The organism is Streptomyces sp. TRM64462, assembly GCF_013362995.1.
Taxonomy (GTDB): domain Bacteria; phylum Actinomycetota; class Actinomycetes; order Streptomycetales; family Streptomycetaceae; genus Streptomyces.
In genome coordinates this window covers 1-10,163 of the sequence record NZ_JABWDV010000010.1, presented here as the reverse complement: position 1 = coordinate 10,163, position 10,163 = coordinate 1, and the positions used below count along the sequence as shown (strand labels likewise).

9 protein-coding genes and 1 pseudogene are annotated in these 10,163 nt (G+C 74.9%); all 10 read left to right on the top strand.

All coding sequences use genetic code 11. The annotated features are described in order from the left end of the window. Positions 1-607 (top strand): annotated as a pseudogene (locus tag HTZ82_RS00335) (PBS lyase); the annotation flags it as partial. After that, positions 604-876, top strand: coding sequence for a zinc-ribbon domain-containing protein (locus tag HTZ82_RS00330; RefSeq protein WP_175407196.1), 273 nt, complete (start codon positions 604-606; stop codon positions 874-876). The pseudogene HTZ82_RS00335 and the gene HTZ82_RS00330, both read left to right, overlap by 4 nt. Positions 877-1,103: 227 nt before the next feature. Beyond that, positions 1,104-1,937: a hypothetical protein gene (locus tag HTZ82_RS00325; protein ID WP_375540758.1), complete on the top strand. Its 834-nt coding sequence runs from the start codon at positions 1,104-1,106 to the stop codon at positions 1,935-1,937. Positions 1,938-1,978: 41 nt separating this feature from the next. After that, a complete protein-coding gene (locus HTZ82_RS00320; protein WP_375540759.1) occupies positions 1,979-3,304 on the top strand; it encodes an ATP-binding protein in 1,326 nt (441 codons plus the stop codon). Positions 3,305-3,353: 49 nt separating this feature from the next. Further along, a complete protein-coding gene (locus HTZ82_RS00315) occupies positions 3,354-4,754 on the top strand; it encodes an FtsW/RodA/SpoVE family cell cycle protein (protein WP_175407195.1) in 1,401 nt (466 codons plus the stop codon). Further along, the gene (locus HTZ82_RS00310; protein WP_175407194.1) at positions 4,751-6,238 is read left to right on the top strand and encodes a penicillin-binding transpeptidase domain-containing protein; all 1,488 of its coding nucleotides are present in this window, start codon (positions 4,751-4,753) and stop codon (positions 6,236-6,238) included. Before HTZ82_RS00315 ends, HTZ82_RS00310 begins: the two co-directional genes overlap by 4 nt. A gap of 186 nt (positions 6,239-6,424) precedes the next feature. Then, entirely contained in the window at positions 6,425-7,360 is a 936-nt protein-coding gene (locus tag HTZ82_RS00305; protein ID WP_175407193.1) for a diiron oxygenase, read from the top strand. A gap of 156 nt (positions 7,361-7,516) precedes the next feature. Beyond that, positions 7,517-8,263, top strand: a complete 747-nt coding sequence (locus tag HTZ82_RS00300) for a TetR/AcrR family transcriptional regulator (RefSeq protein WP_175407192.1) — start codon at positions 7,517-7,519, stop codon at positions 8,261-8,263. A gap of 11 nt (positions 8,264-8,274) precedes the next feature. Continuing rightward, positions 8,275-8,550 (top strand): hypothetical protein, encoded by a 276-nt coding sequence (locus HTZ82_RS00295; RefSeq protein ID WP_175407191.1) that lies wholly within the window; start codon positions 8,275-8,277, stop codon positions 8,548-8,550. 142 nt (positions 8,551-8,692) lie between these two features. After that, positions 8,693-9,853, top strand: a complete 1,161-nt coding sequence (locus tag HTZ82_RS00290; RefSeq protein ID WP_175407190.1) for a C40 family peptidase — start codon at positions 8,693-8,695, stop codon at positions 9,851-9,853. The last annotated feature ends 310 nt before the right edge of the window (positions 9,854-10,163 follow it).

The window sequence follows — 10,163 nt, the reverse complement described above, 5'->3', positions numbered from 1 at the left end:
GGTGCCGGACGTGCTGGCCCTGCTGGACGACGCGTCGCCGGGTACGGCCACGGCCGCGGCGCGGGCGCTGTGGGCGGTCGAGGGCGACACGGCGGCCGTGCTCCCGAGGCTGCGGACGCTGCTGCTCGGCCCGGACGCTGCGGGGCGCCGCTCGGCTGCCTGCGCGCTGGGCGCGTTCGGCGCGTCGGCGGCCGCCGCGGCCCCGGAGCTGCGCTCCTGCCTGACCGCCCGCGACCTGTGGCTGCGCGTGGACGCCGCGGTGGCCCTGTGCCGCGTGACCGGCGGCCTGGGCGAGGCGCTCCCGGTCCTGACGGCGGCGTGGCGCGAGAACCGGCACGCGCGCGTGGAGATCGCCGCGTGCTGGTCCGAGTTCGGCCCGTTCGGCACGGCGGACGGCGGCGGCCGCGCGGGGGCGGCCGAGGTCGCGCCGCTCCTGCGCGCCGAGTCGGCCCGTACGCGGCGGCACAATGTGTCGGCCGGGGCGTCCGGCGACCACGACATCCACGACGACGAGCGGCTGCTCGCCCTGTGCCGCCGGGCCCTGCACGGTCCGGGCGCGGCGGCGGGGGCGGCGCCGGGCGGCGCGGACGGAGGGACGGACCAGTGATCATCTTCGGTACCAAGGGGTACCTCTTCCCGCTCGCGATGGTGACCCTGGTCTGCGGCCACTGCGGCAACCCGGCGGCGCACGCCGTGCGGAAGCGGGTCACCAAGTTCACGCTGTTCTTCGTGCCGCTGTTCCCGGTGGCGACCTCGTACATCACGCAGTGCGCGTTCTGCGGCGCCGAGCGGAAGGTTTCCGCGGCGGAGGCGGAGCGGCTGACGGCACCCGCGCCGGGCAACGGGACCCGGGGGACCACGCACCACCTGCGGTGACGGCACGGGGCGACACGACGGCACGGCGCGGCGCGGCACGACGGCGCGGCGCGGCACGACGGCACGGCGCGGCGCGGCACAGCACGGCACAGCGTGGCAGGCGATGGCCGGCCGTTACACGACCGAGGGGCTGCCGCAACGCCCGCCGCCTACCGTGGGCGCCACGCCCAGCGCCGTACCGCACCTTAGGGTGACGTGAACGAGCTGACCGGAGCACCAGGAGCACCGTGACCCCGCACCGCCGCCGCACCGCCGCGCACGCGGCCCGTCTGCTGCCGCTCGCGGCGGCCTCCGCACTGCTGTCGCTGCCGCTGGCGGCGTGCGGGAACGCGGGGGAGCTGAAGAGCGCGGGTGCCACCCCGACGGCCGTCGGCCCGGTCCGGCTCTGGCCCGACCTGCCGCCCGTGACGGCGCCTCCGTTCGACTACGGCGAGAGCGACACCGAGCGCGTGCCGGGCGTGCGCGTGCCGGGCGGCGACGTGCACCGGGTGGACCCGGTCAAGGTCCTCCAGGCGGAGGTGGCGGCCAGTCCGGAGACGTACAGCGGCGCTGACGGACTGTACGAAGAGACGGCGCGGCAGATCACTCGGTGCGGCGACCGGCCGAAGGAGTGCCCGGTGCTCAGGCCGTACTACCGGGATCTCACCGGGGACGGGAAGGACGAGTTGATCGTCGGCATCAGGATGCTCGAGCAGCAGGTGGCGGTGCGCTGCTACATGCCGGAGAGCGGCGGTCTGACGCGCATCATGTCGACCGTGGAGCAGATCGTCAGGGTGGAGCTCGCGGGGCGTGACCTGATCCTGCGGGCGGCCTCGGCGGGCATCCCGGGGTACGAGTACCGCACGGCGTGGTCGTGGGACGCGCAGCAGCGCACGATGCTGCCGACGCGCGACGAGATCATCCGCGTGAAGCCGCGCGCCCCGCAGCCCTCGCCGGTGCCGTCCGCGCGCCAGGAGTCGGCGGCCGAGCCGGAACCCGCGGCCGAGTCCGAGTCCGAGCCGGAGCCGGAGCCCGCGGCCGAGTCCGAGCCGGAGTCCGCACCCCAGGGGAGCCCCCGGTGAGCCGCGCCCGACAGCCCGGCCGCGCGCGAGTCGTGCGCGGCGTGACGCGCCACCGCCCCGCCTGGACGGCGACCCTCACCTGGAAGGCCGCGCTGTTCATCACGCTGATGTGCTGCGCCCTCGCGGCGCTGCTGGGCGCGCTGGTGCACGTGTCGGTGACCCGGCAGACCGTCGACACGTCCCGTGAGAAGGCGCTGGCCCGCCTGGAGGACGTCACGCGCGCGTACGAGGCGGGCGACCCGCTGCCGCCGTTCGCCGGCGTCGACCCGGAGGGGCTCCCGGCGGCCCTGCGGGACCTGGCGGCCCGGGGCAGCCGGGGCACGATGGTCGCCGACTACGAAGGCCGGCCCACGATGTGGGCGGCGGGACCGGCCGACGGGCGCGCTCTCGCCGTACGGCTCGACTACTCGCTGAGCGCCCGTACGATCAGCGGCCTGGACCAGGCGATCCTCGGGTCGTCGGTGCTGGCGATCGGGGCGACGCTGCTGGTCGGCTGGTTCGCGGTGACCCGCGTGACGCGGCGGCTGCACCTGACGGCGCAGGTGGCGCGGCGGATCAGCGCGGGCGACCTGGACGCGCGGGTCAACGACCCCCGTACGAAGGACCCTTCGCGGCCGCAGGACGAGGTGGCGACGGTGTCGGGCGCGCTGGACACCATGGCGTCGTCGCTCCAGGGCAAGCTGCTGAGCGAGCAGCGGTTCACGGCGGACGTGGCGCACGAGCTGCGCACTCCGCTGACGGGTCTGTCGGCGGCGGCGGAGCTGCTGCCGCCGGGCCGGCCGTCGGAGCTGGTGCGGGACAGGGTGCGGGCGATGCGGGCGCTGACGGAGGACCTGCTGGAGATCTCCCGGCTCGACACCCGCAGCGAGGCCGTCGACCTGGACGTGTACGCGCTGGGCCCGCTGGCGGAGCGCGTCGTGCGGGCGTCGGGCACCGAGACGGCGGTACGGATCGTGCGGGACGCGCAGGTGGAGACCGACCGGCGGCGCCTGGAACGGGTGCTCGGCAACCTGGTGGCCAACGCGCACCGGCACGGGCGGCCGCCGGTCGAACTGACCGTGGAGGGGCCGGTGGTGACGGTACGGGACCACGGGTCCGGGTATCCGGCGTATCTGCTGGAGCACGGCCCGCAGCGGTTCCGCACGGAGAGCGGCAGCAAGGGGCACGGCCTGGGGCTGACGATCGCGAAGGGCCAGGCGGCGGTGATCGGCGCGGAGCTGACGTTCGCGAACGCGCCGGGCGGCGGCGCGGAGGCCCGCCTGACGCTCCCCGAGTACGTGGACCTCACGACGGACGCCACGGGCGACGCCACCGACACCACCGACACCACCGGCAACGGCGGCAACGGCGGGGGCACCCACACCTAACACTCCGACATAACGGACATAATCCATATATCTTGCTACGTTGCGGACCATGACCGCAGCGACTCCGGACCCTCCGCCGCCCCGGGTGCGTCTCGCCAAGCGGCGGGGGGTGGAGCTCTCGCTCCTCGTCGGCGCCGTCCTGTGCTCCGTGTACGGGTACGCCGACGTCGGCCTCGCCCGCAGCGGCGCCGTCCCGCCGGACGTCGCCGGGTACGGCGCCGGGCTCGGCCTGCTGGCGCTGCTGGCGCACCTGGCGGTCCGGTTCTCCGCCCCGTACGCGGATCCGCTCCTCCTGCCGATCGCGGTCCTCCTCAACGGCCTCGGCCTGGTCCTCATCTACCGCCTCGACCTGGAGACCCCGGCCGACCGCGCGGCGCCCACCCAACTCGTCTGGTCGGCGCTCGGCGTGGCCCTGTTCGCGGCCGCCGTCGTGTTCGTCAACGACCATCGGCTGCTCCAGCGGTACGCGTACGTGTGCGTGGCCGCGGCGCTCGCGCTGCTCACCGTGCCGATCTTCTTCCCCGCCGTGAACGGCGCGAAGATCTGGATCCGGATCGGCGGGCTCTCCTTCCAGCCGGGCGAGTTCGCCAAGATCCTGCTGGCCGTGTTCTTCGCCGCGTACCTGGCGGCCAACCGCACGGCGCTCGCGCACACGGGGCGGCGGATCTGGAGGATCCAGCTTCCTGCGGGGCGGGTGCTCGGGCCGATCGTGGCGATCTGGCTGGTCAGTGTGGGGGTGCTCATCCTGGAGCGCGACCTGGGGACCTCGCTGCTCTTCTTCGGACTGTTCGTCATCCTGCTGTACGTGGCGACCGGCCGCACCGGCTGGATCGCCGTCGGGCTGCTGCTCGCGGCGGCCGGCGCGTGCGTCGTCGGGTCCGTCGAACCGCACGTCAACGGGCGCGTCGATGACTGGCTGCACCCGTTCGCGTCCATCGAGGCGGGCAACGGCCCCGGGCAGCTCGCCCAGTCGCTGTTCGCGTTCGCGGCGGGCGGCCTGTTCGGGTCCGGGCTCGGCCTGGGGCACTCGGCGCTCATCGGGTTCGCCGCGAAGTCCGACTTCATCCTGGCCACGGCGGGCGAGGAGCTGGGCCTGACCGGCCTCACCGCGCTGTTCCTGCTGTACACGCTGCTGGTGGCGCGCGGCTACCGCTCGGGGCTCGCGCTGCGCGACCCGTTCGGGCGGCTCCTGGCGATCGGCCTGGCGTCGATCCTGGCGCTCCAGGTGTTCGTCATCGCGGGCGGCGTGATGGGGCTGATCCCGCTCACCGGGATGGCCATGCCGTTCCTGGCACAGGGCGGCTCGTCCGTCGTCACCAACTGGATCATGGTGGCGCTGCTGATCCGGCTCAGCGACTCGGCCCGCGCCCCGCGGCCCGACACCGAAACGGACGGCCCCGGCGGCACCGGGGCCGACGCGACCCGCCTCGTACCGGAGGACGCCCGGTGACCACGACCATCCGGCGCGCCGCCGCGCTGTGCCTGATCCTGCTGATCGCCCTGCTCGTCAACGCGGCCCGGGTGCAGGTGCTCCAGGCGGACCGGCTCGACGACAACCCGGCCAACCGCCGCCCCGTGCTCGCCCGCTACGCGGCGCCGCGCGGCAACATCGTCGTGGACGGCCAGCCGGTCACCGGCTCCAAGGACACCGGCCAACTGCTGCGCTACGAGCGCACGTACACCGACGGCCCGCTGTACGCGCCCGTCACCGGCTACGCCTCGCAGACGTACGGCACGACGCTCCTGGAGCACACCGAGGACGCCCTCCTCGCCGGCACCAGCCCGATGCTGTCGCCGCTGCCGCTGTGGAGTGACGCCAGCCGCGGCCGGCAGCCCGGCGGCGACGTCGTCACCACCATCAGGGGGGCCATCCAGCAGGCCGCCTACCGGGGCCTGGCAGGGCGCCGCGGCGCGGTCGCCGCGATCGAGCCGTCCAGCGGCCGCGTCCTGGCGCTGGTGTCGAGCCCGTCGTACGACCCGGGGGTGCTGTCCGGCACGGGCAGCCAGGTCGCGACGGCGTGGGCGCGGCTCAACACGGCGGCCGCGAAACCGATGCTGAACCGGGCGATCCGGCAGACGTACCCGCCGGGCTCCACCTTCAAGATCGTGACGGCGGCGGCGGCGCTGGACGCGGGCGTCGTGAAGGACGTCGACGCGCCGTCGGGCACACCCGACCCCTATCTGCTGCCGGGCACCCGGACGGTGCTGCCGAACGAGGCGACCGGCTGCGGCGACGCGTCGCTCGCGTACGCGATCCGCTGGTCCTGCAACACGGTGATGGCCCGCACCGGTGTGCGCGTCGGCCTCGACGGGATGCGGGAAGCGGCCCGGCGCTTCGGCTTCAACGACCCCGACCTGCGCATCCCGTCGCGCGTGGCGCGCTCCAACTTCGACACGACGATGACCCCGGACCAGCTCGCGCTGTCGTCGATCGGCCAGTACGACACGACGGCGACGCCGCTCCAGATGGCGATGGTCGCGGCGGCCGTCGCCAACGGCGGCGAACTGGCCCACCCGCACCTGGTCGAGGCGACGACGACGGCGTCGGGCGGTGTGGTGCGCCGTACGATGCGGCAGACGTACGCGCAGGCCATGAAGCCGACCACGGCGCGGCAGCTCCGGGACCTGATGGTGGACGTGGTGGAGCGTGGCTCGGGCAGCAACGCGGGCATCGAGGGCGCGGAGGTCGGCGGCAAGACCGGCACGGCGCAGCACGGCGTGGGCAACCTGGGCACCCCCTACGCCTGGTTCATCGGCTGGGCCCGCGCGGAGGACGCGTCGCGCCCGGCGGTCGCGGTGGCGGTGGTCGTGGAGGACGCGTCGGCGCGCCGCGAGGACATCAGCGGCGGCGGCAGCGCGGCCCCGGTCGCCCGCTCGGTGATGGAGGCGGCGCTGGCGGCGGCCAGGGCCGGGAGCGCCGGGGCCGACGACTGACGGCGAGGAGGCTCCGCCCCTGCCGGATCCTTGCCGCCCCCTTGCCGGATCCTTGCCAGACCCTTGCTGGACGAGGAGTCAACAAGTCGCGCCCAAGGGATTGACGCCCTTACTGACAGAGAGTCTCATAAGAGTGCTCCCCCGGATCCGTACACGCACACGCCCGAACGCGAGGTGGCCGCCGCCATGACGACCGTGTCCGAACCCGATCTCCGCCTCCTGCGCGACGCGCTGGGCCCCCTGCGGGACCGCGAGCAGGTCGCCGCGCGGCTGCTGGAGTCCTCCGCCAAGCACTCCTTCGACCCGGATGAGGAACTCGACTGGGACGCACCGTTCGAGGAGGGCAAGTGGCACTGGCCGCCGGAGCTGGTGTCGCTCTACGACACGCCGCTGTGGCGGCGGATGTCCGAGGAGCAGCGCATGGACCTCGCGCGGCACGAGGCCGCGTCGCTGGCGTCGCTGGGCATCTGGTTCGAGATCATCCTGATGCAGCTCCTGGTCCGGCACATCTACGACAAGTCGGTGACGAGCAATCACGTCCGCTACGCGCTCACCGAGATAGCGGACGAGTGCCGCCACTCGATGATGTTCGCGCGCATGATCCAGAAGGGCGGGGCACCGACGTACCAGGTGCCGCGGGTCTACCACAATCTGGCACGGGTCCTGAAGACGGTGTCGACGACGCCGGGTTCGTTCGCGGCGACGCTGCTGGGCGAGGAGATCCTCGACTGGATGCAGCGGCTCACGTTCCCGGACGAGCGCGTGCAGCCCCTGGTCCGCGGCGTCACGCGCATCCATGTCGTGGAGGAGGCCCGCCACGTCCGCTACGCGCGCGAGGAGCTGCGCCGCCAGATGGTCACGGCCCCGCGCTGGGAGCAGGAGTTGACGCGCGTGAGCTGCGGCGAGGCGGCCCGTGTCTTCTCGGTCTGCTTCATCAACCCCCAGGTGTACGAGAACGTGGGCCTCGACCGCCGCGAGGCCGTCGCCCAGGTGAGGGCGAGCGGCCACCGCAGGGAGGTCATGCAGACGGGCGCCAAGCGCCTCACAGACTTCCTCGACGACATCGGCGTCCTGCGCGGCGTGGGCCGGCGCCTGTGGCGGTCGTCGGGCCTCCTGGCGTAGACGACGCCAAGCTGAAGGGCCGCAGCCGGCCGGGAGCAGCCTGCGCGGCGGGGGCGCGGGACGGTCGGGGCGGGGCGTGGGACGTCGCGGCGGGGCGTGGGACGTCGGGGCGGGCGGGGACGACCGCGGGCGCTCGTCCCCGGTTACGCTGCGGACATGACCAGTGCCGCCACACCCGCCAGGACGTCCGACCGGCCGCCCGCGTACCGGCGGCTCAGCGTCGAGGAACGGCGCACCCAGCTCCTGGGCGCCGCGCTGTCGCTGTTCGCGCACCGCGCGCCCGACGAGGTGTCCCTCGACGACGTCGCCGAGGCGGCGGGAGTGTCGCGGCCCCTGGTGTACCGCTACTTCCCCGGCGGCAAGCAGCAGTTGTACGAGGCGGCGCTGCGCTCGGCGGCGGACGAGCTGGAGCTGTGCTTCGCGGAGCCACAGGAGGGCCCGCCGACCGAGCGGCTGGCCCGGGTCCTGGACCGCTACCTCGCCTTCGTCGACGAGCACGACGCCGGGTTCAGCGCCCTCCTCCAGGGCGGCAGCGTCGCGGAGACGTCCCGTACGACGGCCATCGTGGACGCGGTGCGGCGGGCGGCGGCCGAGCAGATCCTCGTCCACCTGGGCGTACCGGAGCCGGGGCCGAGGCTGCGGATGATGGTCCGCACGTGGATCGCGGCCGTGGAGGCGGCCTCCCTCATCTGGCTGGACGAGGGCAAGCGGCCGCCGGCGGACGAGCTGCGCACCTGGCTCGTCGACCACCTGGTGGCGCTGCTGACCGCGACCGCCGCGACGGACCCGCAGACCGCGAAGGTGGTCGCCGCGCTGCTGGCCCTGGAGACGGCGGACGGCCCGGTCGGCACGCTGGCCCGCCGCGTGGCGCCCGTCGTGGGCGGTGCCGGGCACCTGCTGTGACACTGGTTCTCGTGCGAAGCGAGAACACCCCCTTCACCGGCGGCCCCCTGGACGGCCGGGTCCTGCCGGTCCTGACCGGTCCCACCGGCCACCCGCCCAAGTGGTACGAGGTCCCCGTCCCCGACGAGGACGGCGGCCCGCCCACGGTCCACGCCTACCGCCGCGTCCCCGCCGGCTACACCAAGCGCCTGGGCCTCCAGCAGGGCTGGAAGTACCAGTACGAACCCGGGGGCCGCGAACGCCGCAGCCTGAAATGGCCGTGGTCGAAACCGGACCGCACCGCGTGACGACGCCGCGACGGCAGGGCCGGACGGCGGCCGGCTGTCACCCCGTCCAGGTGACCGGGTTGGGCCGATGCGCCCATTAGTCGGTTGATCCACTTACCCGACCGGTCATCATCCTCTCGCCACGACACGGTGAGGAGAGGAAATGGCAGCAGAGGCACGAGGCCGGCAGCGGCGTCGGCAGCCGCATCGGCAGCCGCATCGGCAGCCGCGTCGGCGCCGCCTGTCCGCAGCGCTCACGTTGGCGGTCGCCGCCACCGTCCTCGTACCGTCGTCGGGATGCCCGGCGGCCGGGGCCGCCGAGCCCGTCCCGGTGGCGGCCGAGTCGCTGTCCGGGCTGCTGACCCGGCTGCAGCGGCTGTACCGGGAGGCCGAGGCCGCCGGCGAGACGTACAACGCCGCCGACCAGGAGCTGAAGGCGCTGGCGGCGGAGACCCGGCGGCTGACCGGCGACCTCGCCCGCACCCGTGACGCCCTGGCCCGGAGCCGCGCCGCCGCCGGGCGCCTCGCACGGGCCCAGTACCAGGGGCGCACCGAACTGCCGGCCGCCGCCCTGCGCCTGCTGTTCGCCCGGGACCCCCGGCGGGCCCTGGACCAGGAGCACACGGTCCTGCGCGCCGCCCGGCAGCAGGCGGCGGCGGTGACCCGCCTGGAGAGCGGCGAGAAACGGGCGGACGCCCTGGCGACGGCGTCCCGCCGGGCCCTGGACCGGCAGCAGTCCCTGCTGGCCCGGCAGCGCCAGGCCCGCGACACGGCCCGGCTGCGGCTCCTGGAGGTGGCGCAGACCCTCGCCGACCTGCCCCCGGAACGGCTCGCAGCGCTGGCGGCGCTGGAGGACTCCCGCACCGCCGAGGCGCAGCAGAACCTCCCGGCCGCCTTGAGCAGCGAGCACAACCACCCCTCCGCAGCGGGCGGCGCGGCCCTCGCCTACGCCGCCGAACAGCTCGGCAAGCCGTACGAGTTGGGGGCGACGGGCCCGGACGCGTTCGACGCCTCGGGCCTCGCGTACCGGGCGTGGGCGACGGCGGGCCGGCCCATCCCCCGCACCGGCCAGGCCCAGTGGCGCACCCTCCCGAAGGTCCCCCTCGCCCGCCTCCGCCCCGGCGACCTGGTCCTCTACGGCCCGGACGCCACACACGTCGCCCTGTACGCGGGAGCCGGCCAGGTACTCCACGCCCCGCACCCGGGCGCCCCCGTGGAACTCTCCCCCCTGGCCGCCCGCCCCACCCTGGGCGCCGCCCGCCCTGACACGGACTCCCCGGCCCTCACCACGTACACCCCACCACCGCCCCTGACCACACCGTGACCCGACGCGCACCGGCCACCAGGCTCGCCCCCGGACGAAGACGGAGACCCGACGGGCCCCGCGACCGGCGCTCCACACCGCGACGGGCACGTGAGGGCAGGGGCACGGCACGCCCGGCACGGAGCGAGGCGCCCCTGCCTGGGCGGGCGGGGCGACGCCACTGCCGGCTGGGGGCGCCACCACGCGCACCACTTGAGGGGTGGGGACGGAGCTCCCGCCCCGAAGGGGCACCCCCGGGCCTGGGCAGGCGGAGCGACACCCCTACCCGCTCGGTACGCCACACGGACACCACTTGAGCGGTGGGGACGGG

Excerpts from the sequence above, each read along its gene's own strand:
- HTZ82_RS00315 (WP_175407195.1), top strand. The coding sequence starts at position 3,354 with ATGACCGCAGCGACTCCGGACCCTCCGCCGCCCCGGGTGCGTCTCGCC.
- HTZ82_RS00305 (WP_175407193.1), top strand. The coding sequence starts at position 6,425 with ATGACGACCGTGTCCGAACCCGATCTCCGCCTCCTGCGCGACGCGCTG.
- HTZ82_RS00300 (WP_175407192.1), top strand. The coding sequence starts at position 7,517 with ATGACCAGTGCCGCCACACCCGCCAGGACGTCCGACCGGCCGCCCGCG.
- HTZ82_RS00290 (WP_175407190.1), top strand. The coding sequence starts at position 8,693 with ATGGCAGCAGAGGCACGAGGCCGGCAGCGGCGTCGGCAGCCGCATCGG.